Origin of the sequence: Bradyrhizobium sp. WBAH42 (assembly GCF_024585265.1) — a bacterium.
Lineage (GTDB): Bacteria > Pseudomonadota > Alphaproteobacteria > Rhizobiales > Xanthobacteraceae > Bradyrhizobium.
In genome coordinates this window covers 5,177,354-5,199,793 of the sequence record NZ_CP036533.1, presented here as the reverse complement: position 1 = coordinate 5,199,793, position 22,440 = coordinate 5,177,354, and the positions used below count along the sequence as shown (strand labels likewise).

Genomic DNA, 22,440 nt, shown 5'->3' with positions numbered 1-22,440 from the left:
CCGGGCTGCGGCGGGAATGCGTCTCCGACGTGTCCTGCGCACAATCATCGCGCGGGCGGAGACTTTCAGATCCCTTTGTGAGGCCGCGAGAAGCTCACGCTGAGATCGCCTTCGCTGAGTCCACCTGGTTACGCAGCAGGAATTTCTGGATCTTGCCGGTGGACGTCTTCGGGATCGGCCCGAACACGACCGCCTTCGGCGTCTTGAAGCCGCTCATGTGCGTTCGGCAGAACGCAATGATCTCGGCCTCGGTTGCGCTCGCGCCGTCCTTCAGCTCGACGAAGGCGCAAGGTACTTCACCCCATTTCGGATCGGGCTTTGCGACCACGGCGGCGAACAGCACGGCCGGGTGCTTGTAGAGGACGTCCTCGACCTCGACGGAGGAGATGTTCTCGCCGCCGGAGATGATAATGTCCTTGGAGCGGTCCTTGATGATGACGTAGCCGTGCTCGTCGAGCACGCCGAGATCGCCGGTGTGAAACCAGCCGCCTTCGAAGGCTTCCTTGGTCGCCTTCTCGTTCTTCAGGTACCCCTTCATCACGATGTTGCCGCGGAACATGACCTCGCCGATGGTCTCGCCGTCGCGCGGCACCTCCAGCATGGTCTGCGGATTGATCACAGTGACGGCTTCCTCGAGCGGGTAGGGCACGCCCTGCCGGCGCTTCATGCGGGCGCGCTCGGCGGGAGGGAGCTCGTCCCAGCCCGGCTGCTCGGCGCAGACGGAGGCGGGGCCGTAGACCTCGGTCAGGCCGTAGACATGCGTCAGCTTGATGCCGATGCTTTCGGCGCCTTCCAGCACGGCGACCGGCGGCGCAGCGCCCGCGATCAGGCCGACGACGCGGCGGGCGGCATTGCCTTTGGGCGCATCGGGGGCGTTGATCAGCGTGTTGTAGACGATCGGCGCGCCGCACATATGGGTCACGCCCTGGCTCTTGATCAGCTCGAATATTTTTGTCGGCTCGACCTTGCGCAGGCAGACATTGATGCCGGCGGCGGCCGCGATGGTCCACGGAAAGCACCAGCCGTTGCAGTGGAACATCGGCAGGGTCCAGAGATAGACCGGATGCTGGCCGAGATTGCCTGCGAGGATGTTGCTGACGGCGTTCAGATAGGCGCCGCGATGGTGGGTGACGACGCCCTTGGGATTGCCCGTCGTGCCCGAGGTGTAGCTCAGTGCGATCGCGTCCCATTCATCGCGTGGCGTGATCGGCGCGAAGCCGGGATCGCCTTCGGCGACCGCCGTCTCATATTCGATCTCGCCGATGCGCTTGCCGCCCTTGAACGATGCATCGTCGACGTCGATCACCAACGGCTTGGGGCCGGTCATCTTCGCCAGCGCGTCGCTGATGACGCCTGAAAACTCGGGATCGACCAGGATGATTTTCGCGCCGCCATGGTCGAGCTGGAACGCGATCGAAGGCGCATCGAGGCGGATGTTGAGCGCGTTGAGCGCCGCGCCCGTCATGGGCACGGCGAAGTGCGCCTCGTTCATCGCGGGAATGTTCGGCAGCATCGCCGCGACGGTGTCGCCGACGCCGATGCCCTTGCCTGCGAGCCAGGACGCAAAGCGCCGGCAGCGCTCATAGGTCTGCGCCCAGGTGAAGCTGCGGCCTTCATAGACCGTGCTGACGTGATCGGGATAGACGGCGGCGCTGCGCGCGAGGAAGCTGAGCGGGCTCAGCGGCACATAATTGGCTCGCGTCTTGTCGAGGCCGATATTGTACGGGTTCGGTCGCTCACTCATCGACACCCTCCTTAAACAGCTTCAAAGAAATCCGATCGAGATCCAGGGGAAGATCGCGACGATGATCAATCCCACCAGCAGCGCCAGCAGATAGCCCCAGATCGGCTTGATGCCTTCGGCCGGATCGACGCGTCCGATGGCGCAGGCGGCATAATAGCCGACACCGAAGGGCGGGGCGAATAGCCCGATACCCATGGCCAGAATGATCACCATGGCATAGTGCACCTCGTGCACGCCGACGGCGCGGGCGATCGGGAACAACAGCGGCCCGAACAGCACGATGGCCGGAATGCCCTCCAGCACGCTGCCGAGGATGGTGAAGGCCAGGATGGACACGGCAATGAAGGTCGCAGCTCCCCCTGGCAATCCGGTCATGGCCGCGGCCAGCGAGCGCGAGAAGCCGGACTGTGTCAGGCCCCAGGCCATGCCGGTGGCGGTGCCGATGATCAGCAGGATCGCGCCCGACAGCGCGGCGGTCTCGACCAGCATCGGAAACAGCCGCCGCCAGTCGAACCGGCGGTACACCAGGAGGCCGACGAGCGCGCCATAGACGATGCCGATGGTCGAGACCTCGGTGGCGGTCGCGATGCCCTCGACCACGGCATAGCGGATCACGAAGGGCAGCGCGAGCGCGGGCAGGGCAATGACGAAGGTCTTGCCGATCTCGGAAGCGGTGGCGCGGCGGACATGGCTCATGTCCTCGTGGCGGTAGCGCCACCACACCAGCATGCAGAGCGTGACCGCGAGCACGACGCCGGGCAGCAGGCCTCCGGTGAAGAGGGCGGCGATCGAGACGCCCGTCACCGAGCCGATCGTGATCAGCACCAGGCTCGGCGGAATGGTCTCGGTCTGGGCGCCTGTTGCCGCCAGCAGCGCGACGAGATCGCCGGGCTTTGCGCCGCGCTGTTTCATCTCAGGGAACAGCACCGGCGCGACCGCGGCCATGTCGGCGGCCTTGGCGCCGGAAATGCCGGAGACGAGGTACATCGCGCCGACCAGCACGTAATGCAGGCCGCCCCTGATGTGGCCGAGCAGGCTCGCCAGGAACGCCACCATGGCCCGCGCCATGCCGGTCATCTCGATCAGCAGGCCTAAGAACACGAACAGCGGCACGGAAAGCAGGATGAGGTGGCTCATGCCCTCGTCCATGCGCCCGACCAGCACCATGACGGGTGTGCGCGTCGTCAGCGCGAGATAGCCGAAGATGGCGAGGCCAAAGCCGAACGCAATGGGAACGCCGGCAAAGACGCAGAAGCCGGCAACGCCGACGAAGAAGATGACGAGGTTGAGATTGCCGAGCGGCCGCAGGAGCGGCTCCGCTAGCCAGAACAGGCCGATCACGATCGCAACCGACAGCACGGCTGTGGCTACCATCCGGTAGTCGGCCGCGCGTAGCAGCCGCAGCAAGGCAAAGGCCGCCATCAGCCCGACGCCGGCGGGCAGCGCGGCGGCGCGCCACATGTTGGAGATCTGCAGCGCCGGCGTGGTGATGTAGCTCTCTTCGTAGGCATAGTCGCAGGACGGCCAGACGATCAGCGCCAGGAACGCCAGCGCGGCCGAGGTCGCGACCAGATCGAGATAGGCTCGCATCGCCGGCCTGGCGCTCGCGACGATCGCGGTCATGCGCATATGCTCGGAGCGGCGGAACGCGACTGCCGCGCCCAGCATGGCAAGCCACAGGAACAGGATCGAGGCGAGCTCGTCCGACCAGATCAGCGGCCGGTGCAGGCCGTAGCGCGCGACCACACCGGCAAACAGGATCACGATCTCGGCGACGACCAGGGTCGCCGCCGGGATTTCGACGACGAGACCGAGCACGCGCTCGAGCGAAGTCAGCAGCGAAGGTCGGCGAGGGGACTGCAACGTCACCTCGCCCACCACTTCGGTCACCTCGATCCCGACGTGAGCCATCCTGATACTGACCTCGGGCCCAACGCGTTACGACAGCTTGCCGACGGCCTTCTCCAGGAGCTCCCAGGCCTGATCGCCATACTTGCCTTTCCATTCGGCATAGAAGCCGGCAGCGCGCAGCTTGTCGCGGAACAGCGCCACGGCCGGCTGGTTGAAGGTCAGGCCCTTGCCCGCGAGCTCCTGCTGCAGGTTGGCGTTGAGCTTGGCGGTATCCTCGCGCTCCTTGACCGCGGCGGCATTGATGTTCTTGGCGACCACGGTGCGCACGTCCTGCGGCAGCTTTTCCCAGGCTCTGCGGTTGGCCAGGAACCAGAAGCCGTCCCACATGTGGTTGGTCAGCGAGCAGTACTTCTGCACCTCGTAGAGCTTGGCGGTCGAGATGATGGCCAGCGGGTTCTCCTGGCCCTCGACAATCTTGGTCTGCAGCGCCGAATAGACTTCGCTGAAATTGATCGAGGCCGGTGCGGCATCGAACGCCTTGAACATCGAGGTCCACAGCGGCGACACCGGCACCCGGATCTTGAAGCCCTTGAGGTCGTCAGGCCCGGTGATCGGCTTGGTCGAGGACGTGGTCTGGCGGAAGCCGTTGTCCCAGATCTTGTCCATGACCTCGAGACCGGCCTTCTTGATCTCGCCGCGGACATGGGCGCCGAGATCGCCGTCCATGGCCTTCCAGACCGTATCGTAGTCCGGGAACGCGAAGCCGATGCCGTTGATCGACGCTGCCGGCACCAGGGTCGACAGGATCAGGCCCGACAGCGTGAAGAACTCGACGCCGCCGGAGCGGATCTGGCTCAGCATGTCGGTGTCCGAGCCGAGCTGGTTGTTCGGGAAGATCTGCAGGTCGAACTTGCCACCTGTCTCGGTCTTGATCGCCGCCGCCATCTCCTTGGCGCGGACGTTGAGCGGATGGGTGTCGGGCAGGTTATTGGCGTACTTGTAGGTGAACTCGGCGCTCTGGGCACGGGCCACATGGGGCGCACCGATGCCGCCCAGGACCGCGGTCGCGGCGGAGGCCTTGAGAAGCGTGCGTCGGGAAAAGCGCGTCGAAAAGACCATGGGTCTGCTTCCTCGGAAGGTTTGTTGTTGTTCTGAGATGCAAACCTATACGGACGGTCGCCTTAAGGTCATCTGCGATCTCGCGGAAGCCTCGCTTATTGCAGCCGGACAAGGTCACGGCAATATCGGCTTTCGGCACAGGAGACCCGATTTCAAATCTGCAAAAACAACCCCATGCACAGTAGCCGACACGAGCTCCGGCGACGGTCGAGGCGCAGGCCGCAACCAGCGCTCAAGTGGAGATACCGTTGGAGGAGTTTTGGCTAAACTATTGATCTGATTGTAGATAAATATATTCCATAATATACCTTATGCGAATCAGGGATATGGGTGCCGACCGCTGTCTGCACGGCCTGTGAGCTGCACCGCTAGCTCGCGCGCGAGCCCGATTGCCGCCCCTTCCCGGGCTCAAACCTATGCCCCTCTCGCAGGCTACCGGATTGCATTGCTCCGGCGAAACTTCCGCCTGCGCGCCGCGCCCGAAAGTTCGGAGAGTGTGGGCCAGTTCATACATTTGAACGGCCGAGAGCCGCACTATTCCTAAATAGCGTTGCATAACGAAACACGTTTCGGTTGCCGGGCCCAGGCGCGAAGGCGCCTCCAGCCCGCGTGCGACCCGGGGGAGCCAGAGACATGCGTCGTGATTTGACCATCAAGACCGGCAGCATGGCCGGCACGTCCGATTTCAGGGTGATGGCTCCGATCAAGAAGGGGTTCGTGCCCTCCCTGGATGCGACCACGTACAAGACCCGCGTCAAATATGTATTGCGGGCGCTGAATAGCGGACGCGCCAATGCGTATGAATACGAGCTCGCTCGCGTGCTGTCCGATTCCGTGGATCGCGTCGGACGGATCCACTCGGTCGGCATCGCCGTGCTCGAACCCGAGGACGATTCCGTCGATGCCGTGGACTACGTGCTGCTGACCGCGACGTTCGACGGCTCCTGGGAAGCCTATGTCCGCGTCATCTGGCAGAAGGCCGCCCGGCTGCTCGACCTCATCTTCTGCAATACCGAGGGCTACGTGCTCGGGCACGAGAACACCTACGAGAACTGGGGTATCTGGCTCAAGAGCAGGCAGACCGAAGCCTATTTCCTCTACGCCACCCCCGACCTGACCGTGGACGACACGCGCTTCCTGCGGATGGAGGAGCGGGTCTATCGGCGCGCCTCGGGCGCCGGCGCCGATCAGATCGTCACGCGGATGAGGATTCCGTCGCCGGAAGAGATTGCGCGACGCTCGGTATTCCAGGGCGCCGATCCAACCAATGCCGGCTTCAGCGAAACGCTCACCCCCGAAGCGGCCGGCCGGCCTGCCTTTCGCCACGGCATCCTTGCGCTGGCGGGGCTCTACCGTCTGGCCGACTTCTATCCGCCGGGGACGCATGACGGAGTGATTCTGCATCGGGCCGCCCACGAGCTGCTGCCGGAATTCGTCACCATGATCAATACCCCCGCCTATGCGGAAGGCGTCAAACGCGCCAGCCGGCGCTATGAAGAAGCGCTGCACTGGTTGATGACCCCACCCGACGTGGCGCCGGTGCGACAAAAGCTGCCGCTCGCCCTGCCGCCCCAATCGCCGTTGCAGGATCGCTGCAACGTGCAAGGCGGGATTCTCTCCGCCTACCCCGCTTCGGATCACGGCTGCCTGCTGCTGTTGCAGTTCGCCAATCCGGCCGCGCTGGCGGCGTTTCTCGACGTCCTACAGGTGACGTCCGCAGCCGACGTTCTGACACCGGGGCAGATCGTCACCAACATCGCATTCACGGTCGAGGGGCTGCGTCAGGCCGGCCTGTCGGACGAAGAGGTGCGCACACTGCCGGAAGAGTTTGTGCAGGGCATGGAAAGACGCGCCGGCCTGCTCGGCGACGTGCGCTGGAATCACCCCCAGCGATGGCGCCTTCCGGCCAGCAACTGGGCGCTCGGGATCAACGCGCCGGACCTGCCCGAAGGCGCCCCGGCGCCGCGCATCAGCATGAGCTCCGTCCATGCCGTCCTTCAGCTTCGCCTGCTGACCAAGGACCCGAACAAGGACCCGCAGACGGCGGCGGACGCGAGAAAACCGTTGATGGCCGAAATGAACCGCCTGGTCGAGGTGGATCCAGGCGTCAGGCCGCTGTCGATTCAGTGGATGCAGCGGCAACGTGTTGGGTCCTCTGAGAACATGAAGGACCATTTTGGTTTCGCCGATGGCAGTTCGAACCCGGTGCTGGACGCGAGCGAGGCCGGCGAGGTCTATTCCAATCGGGTGCATCTTGGCGAGATTCTGTGCGGCTACCCCAACCTCGCCGACGAGACCGCGCCGCTCGGCGACGCGACCAATCGTGCTCACGCAATGCTCCGCGACGGCAGCTTCATGGCGCTGCGCAAGCTGCGACAAGATGTCGAGCAGCTGGAGGACGTCCTGTGCCGCGCGACGCGACAGGCGACCGAGACGGCCGGACCGGACGCACCTGCCCTGACGCGCGAGATGTTGATGGCCAAGATGATGGGACGCTGGCCGACGGGCCATCCCCAGGCCGGCCAACCCCTGACCCCTACTCCGCCCCCTGACAAAGGCTACAACGACTTCAACTACGACGCCGATCCGCAGGCCCAACTGTGCCCATTTCACGCGCACATACGGCGCGCCAATCCGCGCCTCTCGATCACCAAGGCGGATGCCGGCGCCAGGCCCCCACGGATCGTCAGGCGCGGCATGTCCTACGGTCCGCCCGTCGACTCGCAAGCCGCCAGATCCGCTCCGCAACCAGAACGCGGCCTGGTCTTCATGGCCTACAATGCCAGCCTCGGCGAGCAGTTCGAGGTGGTGCAGAGCTGGCTGGCCGGCGGCAACAGCTCGGGGTCGTCTTCGGGGGTAAGCGATCCTTTCCTCGGCCTCGCCGAGCCTGGCCGGCTCCGACATTTCCGTTTCGAGCATGGAGGCCAAACCATTCGCGTGGCGCTGGACGGCTCGGACCGCCTCCACGACGAACCCCGTCCCTTCGTGCGTCTGGAATGGGGAGCGTATTTCTTCGCGCCATCCAAGAAGGCGCTTGCCGATCTTCAGCAATGGGCGGCGAGCCAGGGGCACAAACCGGCGGTGACGTGGAGCGTCGATCAGGGGGAAAAGGAGATCGCGCGTCTACGCCTGATCGAGGGCCGGCAGGGCGAAGCCGCGGCGATGGCCGCATGGAAGACGGCGCTCGAAGATCCGGATTCGGCCTCGCATTTCGTCAACGCGTCGATCTGGGCTGCGATCCGCGAGCGCCACGGCGGCGCGCTCCGCACGCCCTTCGGTGTCTTGGTCGCCGACCGCGACATGGTCTACCGGGTCTTTGCCGATTCCGACACCAAGCTGACCATCACCGGCTACCTTCCCCGCATGCTGCGGTCGTTCGGCATCCTCTATCTTGGCCGCGACGCCGGACAGCCTGACCAAGTCTATGAGCAGGAATCCGCAGCCTGCAACGCTGCGATCATGGCCCTTGACCAACCCGCCGCATTCGAGCTGGCGCGCACAGTCACACAGAAGGTGCTGGGCTTCATGGTCAAGCAGATGATTGACTATGCCGCTAGCGACGGCGAAGCGAGCTGGGAACTGACCGTCGACGTGCACGAATTGGTGGATCCGCTGCTCGCCGCCTTCTGCGAAGCGTGGTTCGGGTTGAGCGAAGACGGGGGGCATTTCCGCCGCATCGGCTATCGCTGGGATTGGAAGCCAGGCGAGCCGCCCGGTTATCCCGGCCATTTCCTCTCCCCTTCGCGCTACATCTTCCAGCCCCACCCGAACACGACGGTGGAGGCGATCGGCGCGGCACATGGCGACGCTGCGCGCCGCGCCATGGAGAGTTTCCTGACGCAATTCGGGCCGACGAGCGGACCCGTGACGAAGGCGGTTTACAATTCGCCGCGAGGCACCGGCGACATTCCGTTCGTGGCTCGTACCATCGCCGGCGCCATGATGGGCTTCATTCCGACCGTCGACGGCAACCTGCGCAGGATATTGAACGAATGGCTGCGCGAAGGAACGCTGTGGGCGTTGCGCGCTCGCTATGCCGGCACGGAGGCAAAGAACTACATGGACGCCCTCAACCGCCTGAGAGACGACTTCATCCCCGCGATGCAGCTTCGCGCGGTGCCCGAACTGATCTGGCGGACAGCCGTCGTTTCGCAAACCATCGGAGGTGTCGAGGTCAGGCCGGGAGACGTCATCGTCGCGGGCGCGGTCTCCGCCACCCAGCAAAATCTCGCCGAAGGTCGTCAGGACCTCTATCACGCCTTCGGCGGCAACCGCAGGGTCGCGGGGCATCCCACGCATTCATGTCCCGGAGCAGATCCGGCATTGGCAGTGATGCTGGGTTTCTTCAGCGCATTGGTGGAGACGCCGCTACCCTTGCGGGCCGGCCCCATTCCAATGAGCCTGACGATGGACGGAAGGGTTCCCGCGCCGCCGAGTCCAGCTCTGCGCTAAATTTGGAGCCGTTCAGGACAGGCGGCGCAGCGACTAGACGGCACAAGGCTGAGCACGACCGAGTTGATCGTTGGCGTAGACGACGGGTGTGCCGATGAAGAGCCGGATCGCCTGCTCCGCATGCCAGTGCATGCCGATCGCCTTGAGTTTCTCGGCGGCTTCAATAATGGTCTGGCGGGCCGCCTCGCCCTGGCCCTGCCCCGCGAGAAGCTCGCCGTGCAGGGCCAGGTTCAGGGCCGCATCGCGCAGCGAACCGCGCCAGCCTGCGGAGGCCTCGGCCCGCTGCAACCACCGTTCGCTGAGGCTAAGATCCTGGCGCCGGGCTGCGAGCCTCGCCAGCGAGCGGCACGCCGCCGCCTCGCCCAGCCGCTCGCCTTCGCGCGCGCGGCGCAGGATATGGGCGGCATATCGCCGTGCCGTCTCGACGTCGCCTTCGGCCGTCGCCGCCTCGACGAGCCAGCTATATTGAACCGACGTGTAGAATTGAAAATTGCGCCGCTCCATCCATTCCGCGGCGTTGCGCAGCTGCAGCAAGCCATCGGCGTCGGCGGCCGCCGACCAGCGGGCAAATCCCGAGGCGGCCCGGCAATCCGCCAGCAGCAGCAGACTGCGGGTGTTCTCGGCGATGCGCGCCCCTTCGACGGCAAGCTGCTCCGCCTCGCGCCAGCGGCCCTGCCAGTTCAGCGCGACCGCAATCCAGTTGCGTACGGAATTGACGACCGGATGGGTCGAGCCTTCGACCAGGGCCATGGCTTCGCGGAAACATGCGTGGGCACCGTCGAAATCGCCGCGATCCGCGAGGATGCCGCCCTTGCACGACAGCGCGTAGGCCGCTCCGAAGGATATCGCGCCATGCCGCCGGGTGCGCTGCTGCTTGGTCGAAATGGCAGCGTCGATCAGGGCGATGGCTTCGTCGTACTGACAGCTTGCGGCCAGAATTTGCCCGAGCGTTGCTTCGATCTGGGCGATCAGGCGATGATCACCGAGCTTGCGCGCCAATTCCAGTGCCGTCCGCGTGTGTGTCACAGCGTCCCGGAAGCGGCCGAACCCGTAGCACATGTAGCCGAGCCATTCATAGGCGCTCGCCATCGCGGCGGTCTCGCCGAGGGAGGACGCGATCGCAACCGCGCGTTCGAACACGGACGTATCGTCGGTCAGCGACAGCGGGTCGAAGATGTTGGCCATACCAAGCTTATTGGCCAGCAAGCACCAGCGCAGCGATTGCTCGCGGGAGCGATCCGGCACGCGATCCAGCGCTTGCATGGCGACCTGGTACTGCGCACTGGCACGATCGAGCGCGAATGCAGCCATGGCCTTGTCGCCGGCGCGTTCGGCATAGCGGGCGGCGCTTTCCCAATGACCTGCGCCGCGCGAATGATAGGCCAGAGCTTCCATCGCGTCCTCGCGATCAGCCTGCTCGGACCGCGCCAGCAAGGTGGCTTCGATCCGCTTGTGCAATGCCTGACGCTCGTGCAAGCCAATGCTGTCGTAGACCGCGTCGCGCGTGATGCCGTGCTTGAAGCGCAGGACGTCGCCCCCTGGATCGGCATAGAGAAAGTCCGCATCGGCCAATGCCCGCACGATGGCCGGGTCGGGTTCGCTGCCGCAGGCCGAAACCAGCAACCCGTGCGGCACGGTGTTGCCGATGACGGCCGCGGCGCGGACCACCTTCGCCTCATCGGACGGCAGGCGTGCCAGGCGCGAGGCGACCAGTGTTGCGATCCAGCCCTGTTTGCTGCGCGCTTCGAATGAAGCAGGATCGTTGGCGGCGATGGAATGGCAGAGCTCTTCGATGAACAACGGCACTCCGCCCGCGTAGGCGTGGATGCGCGCGACGAGGAATGGATCGGCCTGCGGCACCCAGCGGCGTACGGCAAGGTCGGTTTCGGGCCCCTGAAACGGTTCGAGGAGCAGGTGCGGCGCGCCTGAAATCCATTCGGTGCCGTCCTCGCGTGGCCGGCTGGCGAGGATGACACGAGGTCCGTTGGGCAATTCCAGCAAGGCCTGGAGCAATTGGCGGCTTGCATCGTCGGACCATTGCCAATCGTCGATCACCAGCACCAGCGGGCCCTGCGCCGACAGGCCGGTGAAGAACGCGAGGAGATCGCCGACGACGCCGTCGACGGTGATGCGGCCGCCGCGCGCATCGGCGCCGGCCGACGCCAGAGCGAGGATCGATTCTGCATGCGGGCCGAGCTGGGCGGCCCATGGCTCCAGAGCCGTGCGCGCGGTCTCCTTGGCCTCAACGATGGAAGCATCCGGGCCTATTCCGAGAGCGGAGCGCAGCATTTGCAGGAACGGTTGCAGAACCTCGGCACCGACATAACTCTCGCAGCTGCCCCGCAGCAGCCTGAAGCGCTCGGTGCCGACGTGCTCCAGCACTTCTTCCAGAAGACGCGTCTTGCCGAGGCCGGGGCCGCCCACGACGACCGTGCAGCGTTGCGCGGGCAGAGGTGCCTCGCTCAGAAAGCGTGTCAGGAAGCCGAATACCTCGTTGCGACCGATGAAGGGTGTCAAGCCGCGGCGCGAGGTTGCCTCGAAGCGTCGGGTCGCCGTGCTTCGTCTCAGCACCAGCCTCGCCTGCGGCATTCCGGAAATCCCTCCCGATGGGAGGTGGGCACCGAGCTCGAAGAAGTTGGCGTGCGGCCCAAGGGCATCGAGGCTGGCGAGGATCTGATCCGGACCGGCGTGACGCGACAGGTGCGCCGCCGTGTTTACGACATCGCCGATCAGGTCATACCGGCCGGACTCGATGTCGCCTTGGGTCAGGAGCACGGTGCCGGCATGGATACCCGAATGCATTCGCAGCGGCATCAGCGCCGGCGACACGCCATCGTGACGCAGCTGCCCGACCCATTGGTGAATATCGAGCGCTGCTTCCGCAGCACGACGACCGTCGTCCTCGCCCGACTGGGGATGGCCGAAAATAGCGAGGGCACCGTCTCCCTGTGTTCTGATGATGTGACCGCCGTGCTTGGCCACCGCGCGATGCCAGATCTGCCGCAATTGGCTGAGGAGCTCGGAAAGGTGCTCGGACTCGACATCTCTGCCCAGGGCCGTGGACCCCACAAGGTCAGAGAACAGCACCGTCAATCGATGACGTTCGCCTTTTGGATCGCGGGTTTGCGTACTCATCGTCAATCGCAGCCAAATCGTTGACGAACCGCAAGAACGGTCCCCCAGCTGGTGCCAGACCGGATGCAGCAAGTATGACAAAAGGCCATAGTATCTCGCCTAACCCGCAAGTGGAAGCTCGCGGATTGCATCCGCCGAACACGGCGCTTATCGGTCTAACTTGCTCAAAAATCTCATGTCTTGCCCTTTGCCGGACGGCGCGTCGGCCGCCTCGCCGGCACAGGCCAAGGCGGAGTATCAAGGTGGAGGATCTTGAGCTGGCGTTCTAGGGAAGCGGCAGCCGCTCCAACTGGCTCTGCGCCTTCTTGACGGCGGCCGCATACCAGCTCTGGCTCGGGGCTTCCTTGGCGAAGCACGAAGTGAAGGCGGTCATCGCCTTGTCTTCGCGGGTCATCTCGCCGCGCGGATCCTTCTTGTCGACGGGCTTTGCCATCATCTGCTTCCAGACTTTCTCGCAGGCCGGGATCGGGGCGGTCTTCACGGCCTCCGTTGCCGCGAGGAAATAGACCTTGTCGCCCTGGATCGCGACGACGTCGATTTCGTCCGGGGGACCCTTGAGGTCGCCATTGCCGCGCACGCCGAGCACAGCGGCTGCGGCGCTCGCCCTTGCCGGCTTGGTGATCGGCAGCTCCGCATAGATCGCGAAGGCGGCGTCCTGGATCGCATAATAATAGAAGCGGTCGGATTTCAACGCTGCGCCGCTCTCCAGCGGCATGCCGTCCTCGCGATGCTCGCTCAGCCAATGCCTGAGCAGCCCGGTCGTGGTCACCACGGCCTGCATCTTGTCGCCTTCGGAAGCGAAGCTCAGCCCGTCGAGATGGCCGAAGCCGATGTCGCTCTTGAACAGCGTATCGACGTTGGACTTGCCCTCGGCCGGGAGCCCCTTGATCGCGACCGGACCGACCAGGCCGCGCAGCACGCCGGCCAGCTCCTTCAGGGCCGCATCATGCTGCTTGTAGATCTCGTCGCTCTCCTTGGCGCTGGAAAATTTTGCGATGTAGCGGTCGCGCAGGTCGAGATAGTGCTGCTCTGGCGCGGCAGCACGGGCAGGCGCGGCCAGGACGAGCAGGCAGAGCAAGGCAGGCAATCTCATTGCAATTCCGGAAGACTGGAGAGCGATCTCCCATCTTTGTGCCGACGCCGAGTGCGAAGGTTCATCCGCTGGCGGAACGCGGGTGCCCTACTCTGCCGGTGTGAGTTGCTGCCGGCTCAGCCGCAGGGCCGCGGTCTCGCGTACGCGAACCCGGGCGCGGCGCTTGCGCCACCAGATCACGACGCCGGTGACCGAGAGTGCGGCGACCACAAGGCCCATCACCGAGATCAGGATGCGCCCGAACAATCCGACGATGCGGCCCGAATGCAGCGGAAACTGCGCCTGCACGAAGATGTCGGCAGCGGTGCCGACCCAGGGCAGTCGCTCGCCGATGGGACGGCCGTCCTCGCTGTCGTAATAGAGCTGCGCCGGGCCGACGCCGCCGGCGCCGTGATCGTCGCCGGGGTGGAAGAAGGCGGCGGCATAGACGCCATGGGCCGGGCCGTAATTGATCGACCCGACCGGGACCGTCCACCCGCGCGCCTTGCCGTCGGCCGCGGCGCGCGCGGCGATGTCGGCGAAGGTGACCTTGGGCTCGATGGGATCGTCGAGATCGCGGTACGGCCGCTGCTCATAGGGCGTCGGCGTGTAGTTCGACACCATCTTCATCAGCGGCGAGAACACCTCAAAATAGAGGTTCAGCGAGAACGCCGTGAAGGCGATGATGAACAGCACACCCCACGTCCACAGGCTGAAAGCGCGATGGATGTCGAAATTGATCCGGTAGGCGCTGCCCGACGTCTTGATGGTCCAGGCCGGCGCCCAGCGCGCCCAGAAGCCGCGCTCGAGCTGGCGCGCGACCTCGGGCGCCCGCGCCGCCTTGGCGCGCCGGCGCGAGGGCAGCGTCAGGTAGAAGCCGACGAAGCAATCGATGGTCCAGATGATGGCGATGATGCCGAGCACGCGCATGCCCCAGCGGTCGCTGCCCCAGAATTCCGGAATGTGCATCGTGTAGTGCAGCTTGTAGAGAAACGAGACGAAGTTTTCCCGCGTGACGGGCCACACCGCCCCCCAATAGCGCCGGCCAAGCTCCGCGCCGGTGTTGGGATCGAGGAAGACCTGATTGTAGTCGAGCGGGTAACGCTTGCCCGTCGCGGGATCGATCCGCGGCATGACGAAGAACCACAGCGAGTGGCCCTGCTCCGGCGTCATGAAGAGGTAGACGACGCGCGCGCGGGGATCACGCTGCTCGATCATCTTGGCGAGCTCGAGCGAGGGAATGGCCGGGCCCTTCGTCGAGACATCGAACAGATGGCTGTTCAGGACGTCGTCGATCTCGTGGTCCCAGGAGATGATCGCGCCGGTGATGCCGGAGAAGAACAGGAATCCGGCCGTGAGCAATCCCGCCCAGCGATGCAGCCTGCCGAATATCGCTCTCATCGTCTTCCACTCTCATCCAGCGGGTCCGGCCGCCTGGTGCCGGACCGTCTTCGATTTCACCAGCGGTAGGTCAGCTTGCCGATCGCCTTGCGTCCCTCGGCATAGAAGCAGCCCGAGAGGCTGTAACACGCGGCGACGTAGTGGGTATCGGCCAGGTTGGTCACGTTCAGCGACAGCCGCCAATTGTCGTGGGTGTAGGCCAGCAGCGCGTCCAGCACGGTCGAGGCGCCCACCTTGAAGGTGTTGGCGTCGTCGCCCCAGGTGGCGCCGACATAGCGGATGCCGCCGCCGAATTGCAGGCCCGCGAGCGGCCCGTACTGCAGCGTATAGTCGCTCCACAGCGAAGCGCGGTTGAGCGGCACGGTGACCGGCGCTTTGCCGACATTGACCGGATCCTGCGTAACCATGGCATCGACATAGGCATAGGCGGCGCGCAGGTTCCAGCCGTCGGCGAGCGACATCGTGCCTTCGAGCTCGATGCCGCGCGATTTCACCTGCCCGATCTGTTCGTAAAAGGTGGTTGCAGGCACGTATACAGCGACGTTGTCACGAGTCAGGTCGAAGGCGGCGAAGGTGAACAGCGCGTTCCAGCCCAGCGGTTGATACTTGACGCCCACCTCGTACTGCACGCCGGTCTCGGGATCGAGCATCTGTCCGGACGGACTGGTCGCGAGCTGCGGCAGAAACGACTCGGAATAGCTGAAATAGGGAGCGATGCCGTTGTCGAAATTGTACATCAATGCAGCGCGGCCGGTGAACGCCGAGGAGTCCTTCGAGGTGGAAGTATCGACCGGCGGTAGATTGGTGTCGAGCTGCGTCGTCACGAAGTCCTGGCGGCCGCTGAGCTGGAACGAGAGCCGGCCGAGCTTGATCTGATCCTGCGCATAGAGGCCGAGCTGCGACTGCTTGATGCCTTTGTTGTCGTACATGCCGCCGAGAGCCCAGTCGTAGCTGTAGACCGGGTTGAAGACGTTGATCTCCGGCGCCGACGTCGTGACGGCAAAGGCGGTGTCGCGGAACGTGGTGTTGCGATAGTCGAGCCCGACCAGGGTGGTATGACTGAGAATGCCAGTGGTGAACTTGCCCTGGAGCTGGTTGTCCACCGCGAAGGAGTTGATGTAGGAGTTGCTGTAGCTGCCATAGCGCGCGAGCTGGCCCGCGGCTTCGTCGGCATAGCCGCCGCCGTAAAACACCTTTTCCTCGTTGTGCTGATAGGCGTAGCGCAGGTTCTGACGGAACGTGAGGTAATCGGTGAAATCGTGCGAGAGCTGGTAGCCGATCGTTGCGATCTCGGTGTTGAACGCATCGAAGCTCGGCACGCCTGCGAAGAACGACACCGGGATGGTGCGATCGTTGTTCGGCCACACCGTGCCCGAGGCCGGCAGGAACTGGAGGCCCCACCCTGCCCGATCCTTCTGGTAGTTGGCGAGCACGGTAAGGGTCGTGTCCTCGCTCGGCTTGAAGGTGACTGCGGGCGCGATGAAGACACGGTTGTCTTTGGTGAAGTCGACCTGAGTTTCGCCGTCCCGGACCACGCCGGTCAGGCGCCACAGCACGGTACCTTCCTTGTTGGCGGGGCCGCCCATGTCGAACTGACCCTGATAGCGGTTGAAGCTGCCGCCGGAGATCGAGACCTCGCCGAACTGCTGCGCGGTCGGCAGCTTGGTCACGTAGTTGAGGATGCCGCCGGTGCCGCTGCCGCCATACATCGCGGAGGACGGGCCCTTGAGCACCTCGAGCCGCTCGGCGCCATAGGGATCGAGGCCGTTGAAATGCACGTAGTTGCTGGAGGGAATCCGCAGGCCGTCGATGTAGAGGCCGGACATGGTCGTGTCGAAGCCGCGAATCTGGAGAGCGCCGAAGCGGGTGTCCGAGCCACCATTGACGTCGCCACTGACACCCGCGGTGTAGCGCAGAGCCTCGCCGATCGAGACCGCGCCCTGGTTCCTGACCTGGTCGGTAGTGACGACGGACACCGACTGCGGCGTTTCGATCAAGGGCGTATCGGTCTTGGTGGCGGTGCCGCTGCGCGTCGCGACGAAACCGCGTACCGGACCATTGGCGCGCTCGGCCGTTGCACCGTTCGGTGAGGCCGACTGGGTTGGCGCGGCCTGCTGCGCCGGGCCGCGACGATTGGCGCGTGCGGTTCGCGTCGCCGCAGCCCGTCGCGACGACGCAATCGCCGCCGGACGGGTGCGCTGCGCCGGCGCCTCGACGGTGACCGCAGGAATTTGCGTCTGTGCCTCCACGCAAGCGAAGGGAATGACAAGAGAGAATGTGCTGACCGCCCCGAGGAAAAGCACCTGACTCTGTCGACGACGCGTGTCGCCACGCAAAGAGAATTGAAAGTCGCTCACGTCTTTCGAGGCCCCACGCACTGCCGGCTTCGCCGGTACCGTTTTTGATGCCCCGCCCTAACTCAGGCGGTTTTCGAGTGCGATAGGAACCGGGTTAGAATTTCTCCAGACGTGTACGCAGCATGTGCGACGAATGCGCTCAGGCGCGGAATGGCGTGCGTCATCTTCGGGATCTGGAATCCTTCTAGACGAACGCAATCATCGAACGCACGAGTCCCTGCCCCTACGGCTGCAAGTGGGAAACGTCGTTTGCCTGCTGTAAGGTCGTCCCTGTGTCAGTGTCGGCGCAGGAGATGATGTTCATGGCGGAGCCCGGCTTCGGTCGGTTCATGAAGGACCACCGGGAGTTTTTCAACGCGTTGGCCGAGGACGGCTGGCGGACCGTCCCCGGCTATGTCGGTGTCGAGGAGAAGATCCTGTCCGGCCGTTTCGACCACCCGGCGCAAACGGGAGCAGTGACACGGCTGTCGCGCTGGGCCGCCGGTGCATCGGTAGAGCACCCGGTCTCGCACGATTGGTGTGAGGAAGTGTTTCTGATCTCCGGCACGTTGTCGATCGGCACAGCCGCACAGGAAACGCAACGGCTCGAGGCCGGCACCTACGCCGTGAGGCCGGCCCACGTCGAACACGGGCCGTTCTTCACCCGAGACGGCTGCCTGATGATCGAGTTTCTCTACTACCCGCCGGCTGCCTAGCGGTGCCGCAGCCGGCGATTGACCCGGCGCGCCAGATAGTCGCCGGCGCTCTGGACGATCTGCACCAGGGCGATCAGCACGACCACGACGGCCAGCATCATCTCCGGCATGAAGCGCTGGTAGCCATAGCGGATGCCGAGGTCGCCAAGGCCGCCGCCGCCGACCGCGCCGACCATCGCGGAGTAGCCGAGCAAGCTGACCACGGCGAGCGTCAGAGCCAGCAGCAGTCCCGGCAGCGCCTCCGGGATCAGGACCTTGAACACGATCTGGAGCGGCGAGGCGCCGAACGAGGACGCGGTCTCGATCAGACCGCCGTCGACCTCGCGGATCGCAGCCTCGACGAGGCGCGCGATGAACGGCGTCGAGGCGATCGTCAGCGGCACGATCGCCGCGGTCGAGCCGATCGAGGTCCCGGCAACGAGGCGCGTGAACGGGATAATGGCGACGACCAGGATGATGAAGGGCGTCGAGCGCGTCGCATTGACGACGATGCCGAGCACGCGATTGACGAGGGGCGCCGCGAACAGCTCGCCTTTGCGGCTGGTGGCCAGGAACACGCCGAGCGGCAGGCCGAAGGCGGTGCCGAGCAGCGCCGCGATGCCGACCATGTACAGGCTTTCGAAGGTAGCCTGGATGATCAGGTTGATGAGTTCAGGCGACATAGCCGAGACGCTCCGCCGAGAATTGATATTGAGAGAGCCAGGCGAGCGTCCGCGCCACCGCGTCATCGCCACCGGGAATTCCAAGCGTCAGCGAGCCCACATGCTGGCCGCCGATCTCGTCGATACGCGCCGACAGCAGCGCCACATCGAGCCCGAGCTCGCGCGCGAGCCGCGCCACGACGGTGTCGCCGGCCCCTGCCCCGCGCACCTGGACCCGGATCACGGCCTGCCCGCCGGCAGGCTGGTCCGAAACGATCCGGCTTGCCAGCGAGACCGGCAGACTGTCACCGATCACCTCGGCCAGGAAGGACTGCGTGATCGGATGTTTTGGTTGCGTGAAGATGTCGGCGACGTGGCCGCTCTCGACGACGCGGCCGGCGTCCAACACCACCACCTCCTTGGCGAGCTGGCGCACCACGGACATCTCATGCGTGATCAGCACGATGGTCACGCCGAGCTCGCGGTTGATGTTGGCGAGCAGATCGAGGATCGCGCGCGTGGTCTGCGGATCGAGCGCCGAGGTCGCTTCATCCGACAAGAGTACGCTCGGCCGCGTCGCCAGCGCGCGGGCGATGCCGACGCGCTGCTTCTGGCCGCCGGACAGTTCTGAAGGGTAGCGATCGTGCTTGTCGGCAATGCCGACCAGCGCGAGCAGCTCGGCGACGCGGGCCTTGATGTCGGCCCTGGTCCAGCCGGCGATCTCCAGCGGCAGCGCGATGTTGTCGGCCGCGGTGCGCGAGGACAGCAGGTTGAAGTGCTGGAAGATCATGCCGATCGAGCGCTGCGCCAGCCGCAGCTCGCGGCCCGCGAGCGCCGAGATATCGCTGTTGTCCACGATCACGCGGCCCGTGGTCGGCTTCTCCAGCCCGTTGATGAGCCGGACCAGGCTCGACTTGCCGGCCCCGGAGCGGCCGATCACGCCGGTGATGGAGCCGCGCGGAATGGCGAAGTCGATGTCTTGCAGCGCGTTGACGCCGGGCTTGCCGCGATAGGCCGGATAGGTCTTCGAGATGGCGGCGAAACGGACCATCGCGTCCGGCGCGGGTGAAATCGCTTCAAGCGTTCCGATCGGTCGTCCGATCGCGAGCGATTGGTGGGCATTCATGGAGGCGGCCTTCATGCACTGTTCGCGTTCCCGAGTGCGCGCACGGGAACCAGGTCGGATGGGGAGAGAGACGGTGAGGATCCGGGACGGACGCGCTGCACCGCAGCACGCACCATCGCCTTTTCCGGTCTTTCTTGCAATTTCAGATATTTGGCGGGGGTTGGACGAAGATTTCCCAATCCCTCCCTGGAGCAGAATAATCCTCCGGGTTCTGCAGCTCCGTGCTGTTTTTCGCAGGCTCACAAATGCCCGGTGCGCCGGTGCTCCGGCTCGCCCCCACGGACGGGAAACCTGATCGTCGTGCCGATGGTGATCCAATTGGCGTTCTCGCCGGTGATGTTGCGGCCGTAGATCACGTCGACCGAGAAGATCTCGTTTGGCCGGTAGCGCACGCCGGTCTGAAGGCGCGGCTGCACGACGCTCGCGATCTCGGACGCGCCGGCCTGGCCATAGGCCTCGATGGTCCACTGCAACGTGTCGGTGAACTTCCAGTCGAAGCCGATACCGTAGGTCAGGTAGTGCCGATCGATCGTGCGATCCCAGAGCCAGCCGCCATTGATGTTGACGCGCATGGTCTCGGACAGGCGAAAGGTCGCCGGTATGACCGCAAAGGCCGACAGTGCCTCGCCGGTCGCGGCATCGAACGATCCGCCGCCATAGGCCGACAATCCCCACCGCCCGATCCCGGTCGGGATGAAATTGGTCTTGGCTTTCGGAGCCAGCGTCGTGCTCCACTCGCCGTCGCTGCGGGCCCGAATGGTCTGCATGCTCAGCTCGATCGGCCTGAAGGGATCGACGACGCAGGAGGGATTCGCGACGGCTGCGAAATCCGTATTGGTTGCGGCCGACAGCCAACTTTCGATCTTGCAGGAGCCGACCTCGGAGATGTCGGCGGCGTCCACCGCATAGGCGCCATTCGCAGCGCGCGCATCCCGGCCTGAGAATGCGACAACAGCCGCGATGACAGCGGTCATTCCGGTTCGTGCAGCCCAGCCCATGGAGCGATGTTAGCAGAGGTCTTCGTCTCGACAAGGCCCGGATTCCAGGACTATCTTCGCGTCATGAGCGAGCATCATCACGACCACGATCACGACCATTCCGAGCTGTCCGAGACCGAGCTGCGCGTGCGCGCGCTCGAGACGATCCTGACCGAAAAGGGCTATGTCGAGCCGGCCGCGCTCGATGCCATCATCCAGGCCTATGAAACCAAGATCGGCCCGCACAATGGGGCGCGCGTGGTCGCCAAGGCCTGGACCGATCCGGCGTTCAAGACGGCGCTGCTGGAGGATGGCTCCAAGGCCATCGGCACGCTCGGCCATGTCAGCCGCGTCGGCGATCATCTCGTCGTGGTCGAGAACACGCCCGAGCGGCACAACATGGTCGTGTGCACGCTGTGCTCCTGCTATCCCTGGGAAATGCTGGGGCTGCCGCCAGTCTGGTACAAGGCCGCGCCCTACCGCTCCCGCGCGGTGAAGGATCCGCGCGGCGTGCTTGCCGATTTCGGGGTCGCGGTTCCGAAGGACATCGAAATCCGGGTCTGGGATTCCACCGCCGAGACGCGCTTCCTGGTGCTGCCGATGCGGCCCGCCGGCACCGAAGGCTGGAGCGAGGCGCAGCTCGCCGAGCTCGTGACGCGCGACTCCATGATCGGCACCGGTTTCCCCAAGACGCCGGGAGCACCGTCGTGAACGGCGTGCACGACATGGGCGGCATGGACGGGTTCGGCAAGGTCGAGCCCGAGCCGAACGAGCCGATGTTTCACGAAGAATGGGAATCGCGCGTGCTGGCGATGGTGCGCGCGATGGGCGCGGCCGGCGCCTTCAACATCGACACCTCGCGCTTCTATCGCGAGACCTTGCCGCCGCACGTCTATCTCTCGAGCTCCTATTACAAGAAATGGTTTCTCGGGCTCGAGGAGATGCTGATCGACAAGGGCTATCTCACCCGCGAGGAGGTCGCTGCCGGCCATGCGATGCAGCCCGCAAAGGCGCTCAAGCACGGCACGTTCGACCGCGCCAATGTCGAGCGCGTGATGGTGCGCGGCAAGTTTGGCCGCCCTGCCCCGGCGCCGGCGAAATTCAACATTGGCGATCGCGTCCGCGCCAAGAATATTCATCCAGCGACGCACACGCGGCTGCCACGCTATGTGCGCGGCCATGTCGGCGTGGTCGAGCTGAACCACGGCTGCCACGTGTTTCCGGATAGTGCGGCGATGGAGCGCGGCGAGAACCCGCAATGGCTCTATACCGTGGTGTTCGAGGGCCGCGATCTCTGGGGTGACGACGGAGATCCCACGCTGAAGGTCTCGATCGACGCGTTCGAGCCCTATCTGGATCCGGCGTGATGAGCGGCGCACTTGCGGCCGCGGCGACGGCGGCAATCCCGGGCATTCCGCGCGACGATGACGGCCCGGTGTTCCGCGCACCCTGGGAGGCGCATGCGTTCGCGATGGCCTTGAGCCTGCACGAGCGCGGCGTATTCACCTGGCCGGAATGGGCCGCAGCCTTGGCCTCCGAGATCAAGCGTGCCCAGGCCGCGGGCGACCCTGACACCGGCGAGACCTACTATCTGCACTGGCTCGCCACGCTGGAAGGCCTCGTCGCGCGCAAGGGCGTCGCCTCGCTGGAGACGCTGCACCGCTACCGCGATGCCTGGGACCACGCCGCCGATCGCACGCCGCACGGCAAGCCGATTGAGCTGCGGGACGAGGATTTTCAGTAGCTGATCGCTGAGTTCGTCACTGCGAGCGAAGCGAAGCAATCCAGAATCCTCCGCGGCGGCAGTCTGGATTGCTTCGTCGCATCAGCGCAAAATTGCTGCGCAATTTTGTCGCGAGCTCCTCGCAAT

The 22,440-nt window shown here is 65.0% G+C and carries 15 protein-coding genes; 5 read left to right on the top strand and 10 right to left on the bottom strand.

Annotated features, from left to right (window positions below; genetic code table 11):
• Nucleotides 1–94: 94 nt before the first annotated feature.
• Genes DCG74_RS24275 through DCG74_RS24265 form a run of 3 tightly spaced genes read right to left on the bottom strand, consistent with a single transcriptional unit; the run spans nt 95 to nt 4,714 of the window.
• A complete protein-coding gene (locus tag DCG74_RS24275; RefSeq protein WP_172788944.1) occupies nt 95–1,744 on the bottom strand; it encodes an acyl-CoA synthetase in 1,650 nt (549 codons plus the stop codon).
• A 21-nt stretch (nt 1,745–1,765) separates the two neighbouring features.
• Entirely contained in the window at nt 1,766–3,655 is a 1,890-nt protein-coding gene (locus tag DCG74_RS24270) for a TRAP transporter large permease subunit (protein ID WP_172788945.1), read from the bottom strand.
• A 27-nt stretch (nt 3,656–3,682) separates the two neighbouring features.
• A complete protein-coding gene (locus DCG74_RS24265; protein ID WP_172788946.1) occupies nt 3,683–4,714 on the bottom strand; it encodes a TRAP transporter substrate-binding protein in 1,032 nt (343 codons plus the stop codon).
• Between the two features lie 633 nt (nt 4,715–5,347).
• On the opposite strand from DCG74_RS24265, the gene DCG74_RS24260 reads away from it, so the two are divergent.
• On the top strand, nt 5,348–9,166 hold the full coding sequence (locus tag DCG74_RS24260) for a Dyp-type peroxidase domain-containing protein (protein ID WP_172788947.1): 3,819 nt from the start codon (nt 5,348–5,350) through the stop codon (nt 9,164–9,166).
• 33 nt (nt 9,167–9,199) lie between these two features.
• Here DCG74_RS24260 and DCG74_RS24255 read toward each other — a convergent pair whose 3' ends face one another.
• The 4 genes from DCG74_RS24255 to DCG74_RS24240 form a co-directional block, all read right to left on the bottom strand.
• Nucleotides 9,200–12,301, bottom strand: a complete 3,102-nt coding sequence (locus DCG74_RS24255; RefSeq protein ID WP_172788948.1) for an AAA family ATPase — start codon at nt 12,299–12,301, stop codon at nt 9,200–9,202.
• A 265-nt stretch (nt 12,302–12,566) separates the two neighbouring features.
• Nucleotides 12,567–13,394 carry a hypothetical protein gene (locus tag DCG74_RS24250; protein WP_172788949.1) on the bottom strand — a complete coding sequence of 276 codons (828 nt, stop codon included), beginning with the start codon at nt 13,392–13,394 and terminating at the stop codon, nt 12,567–12,569.
• 87 nt (nt 13,395–13,481) lie between these two features.
• Nucleotides 13,482–14,774, bottom strand: a complete 1,293-nt coding sequence (fsrB, locus tag DCG74_RS24245) for a siderophore utilization protein FsrB (RefSeq protein ID WP_172788950.1) — start codon at nt 14,772–14,774, stop codon at nt 13,482–13,484.
• A 56-nt stretch (nt 14,775–14,830) separates the two neighbouring features.
• Complete coding sequence (locus DCG74_RS24240; RefSeq protein WP_172788951.1) at nt 14,831–17,152, bottom strand: TonB-dependent siderophore receptor; 2,322 nt, start codon at nt 17,150–17,152, stop codon at nt 14,831–14,833.
• Between the two features lie 281 nt (nt 17,153–17,433).
• Between DCG74_RS24240 and DCG74_RS24235 the strand changes: the two genes are divergently transcribed.
• Complete coding sequence (locus tag DCG74_RS24235; RefSeq protein ID WP_172788952.1) at nt 17,434–17,826, top strand: cupin domain-containing protein; 393 nt, start codon at nt 17,434–17,436, stop codon at nt 17,824–17,826.
• Here DCG74_RS24235 and DCG74_RS24230 read toward each other — a convergent pair.
• The 3 genes from DCG74_RS24230 to DCG74_RS24220 form a co-directional block, all read right to left on the bottom strand.
• On the bottom strand, nt 17,823–18,488 hold the full coding sequence (locus tag DCG74_RS24230; RefSeq protein ID WP_172788953.1) for a methionine ABC transporter permease: 666 nt from the start codon (nt 18,486–18,488) through the stop codon (nt 17,823–17,825). The genes DCG74_RS24235 and DCG74_RS24230 overlap by 4 nt on opposite strands.
• The gene (locus DCG74_RS24225; RefSeq protein WP_172788954.1) at nt 18,478–19,608 is read right to left on the bottom strand and encodes a methionine ABC transporter ATP-binding protein; all 1,131 of its coding nucleotides are present in this window, start codon (nt 19,606–19,608) and stop codon (nt 18,478–18,480) included. The genes DCG74_RS24230 and DCG74_RS24225 overlap by 11 nt, the downstream gene beginning before the upstream one ends.
• Before the next feature lie 224 nt (nt 19,609–19,832).
• Nucleotides 19,833–20,591 carry a hypothetical protein gene (locus tag DCG74_RS24220; RefSeq protein ID WP_172788955.1) on the bottom strand — a complete coding sequence of 253 codons (759 nt, stop codon included), beginning with the start codon at nt 20,589–20,591 and terminating at the stop codon, nt 19,833–19,835.
• Nucleotides 20,592–20,654: 63 nt separating this feature from the next.
• Between DCG74_RS24220 and nthA the strand changes: the two genes are divergently transcribed.
• The 3 genes from nthA to DCG74_RS24205 are packed head-to-tail and all read left to right on the top strand — an operon-like array spanning nt 20,655 to nt 22,314.
• Nucleotides 20,655–21,281 (top strand): nitrile hydratase subunit alpha, encoded by a 627-nt coding sequence (gene nthA, locus DCG74_RS24215; RefSeq protein ID WP_172788972.1) that lies wholly within the window; start codon nt 20,655–20,657, stop codon nt 21,279–21,281.
• A complete protein-coding gene (nthB, locus tag DCG74_RS24210) occupies nt 21,278–21,937 on the top strand; it encodes a nitrile hydratase subunit beta (protein WP_172788956.1) in 660 nt (219 codons plus the stop codon). Before nthA ends, nthB begins: the two co-directional genes overlap by 4 nt.
• Nucleotides 21,937–22,314 carry a nitrile hydratase accessory protein gene (locus DCG74_RS24205; protein WP_172788957.1) on the top strand — a complete coding sequence of 126 codons (378 nt, stop codon included), beginning with the start codon at nt 21,937–21,939 and terminating at the stop codon, nt 22,312–22,314. Before nthB ends, DCG74_RS24205 begins: the two co-directional genes overlap by 1 nt.
• The last annotated feature ends 126 nt before the right edge of the window (nt 22,315–22,440 follow it).

Excerpts from the sequence above, each read along its gene's own strand:
- DCG74_RS24230 (WP_172788953.1), bottom strand. The coding sequence starts at position 18,488 with ATGTCGCCTGAACTCATCAACCTGATCATCCAGGCTACCTTCGAAAGC.
- DCG74_RS24270 (WP_172788945.1), bottom strand. The coding sequence starts at position 3,655 with ATGGCTCACGTCGGGATCGAGGTGACCGAAGTGGTGGGCGAGGTGACG.
- DCG74_RS24275 (WP_172788944.1), bottom strand. The coding sequence starts at position 1,744 with ATGAGTGAGCGACCGAACCCGTACAATATCGGCCTCGACAAGACGCGA.
- DCG74_RS24260 (WP_172788947.1), top strand. The coding sequence starts at position 5,348 with ATGCGTCGTGATTTGACCATCAAGACCGGCAGCATGGCCGGCACGTCC.
- DCG74_RS24235 (WP_172788952.1), top strand. The coding sequence starts at position 17,434 with ATGGCGGAGCCCGGCTTCGGTCGGTTCATGAAGGACCACCGGGAGTTT.
- DCG74_RS24250 (WP_172788949.1), bottom strand. The coding sequence starts at position 13,394 with ATGAGATTGCCTGCCTTGCTCTGCCTGCTCGTCCTGGCCGCGCCTGCC.
- DCG74_RS24225 (WP_172788954.1), bottom strand. The coding sequence starts at position 19,608 with ATGAAGGCCGCCTCCATGAATGCCCACCAATCGCTCGCGATCGGACGA.
- DCG74_RS24220 (WP_172788955.1), bottom strand. The coding sequence starts at position 20,591 with ATGGGCTGGGCTGCACGAACCGGAATGACCGCTGTCATCGCGGCTGTT.
- DCG74_RS24205 (WP_172788957.1), top strand. The coding sequence starts at position 21,937 with ATGAGCGGCGCACTTGCGGCCGCGGCGACGGCGGCAATCCCGGGCATT.
- DCG74_RS24255 (WP_172788948.1), bottom strand. The coding sequence starts at position 12,301 with ATGAGTACGCAAACCCGCGATCCAAAAGGCGAACGTCATCGATTGACG.
- fsrB (WP_172788950.1), bottom strand. The coding sequence starts at position 14,774 with ATGAGAGCGATATTCGGCAGGCTGCATCGCTGGGCGGGATTGCTCACG.
- nthA (WP_172788972.1), top strand. The coding sequence starts at position 20,655 with ATGAGCGAGCATCATCACGACCACGATCACGACCATTCCGAGCTGTCC.
- DCG74_RS24265 (WP_172788946.1), bottom strand. The coding sequence starts at position 4,714 with ATGGTCTTTTCGACGCGCTTTTCCCGACGCACGCTTCTCAAGGCCTCC.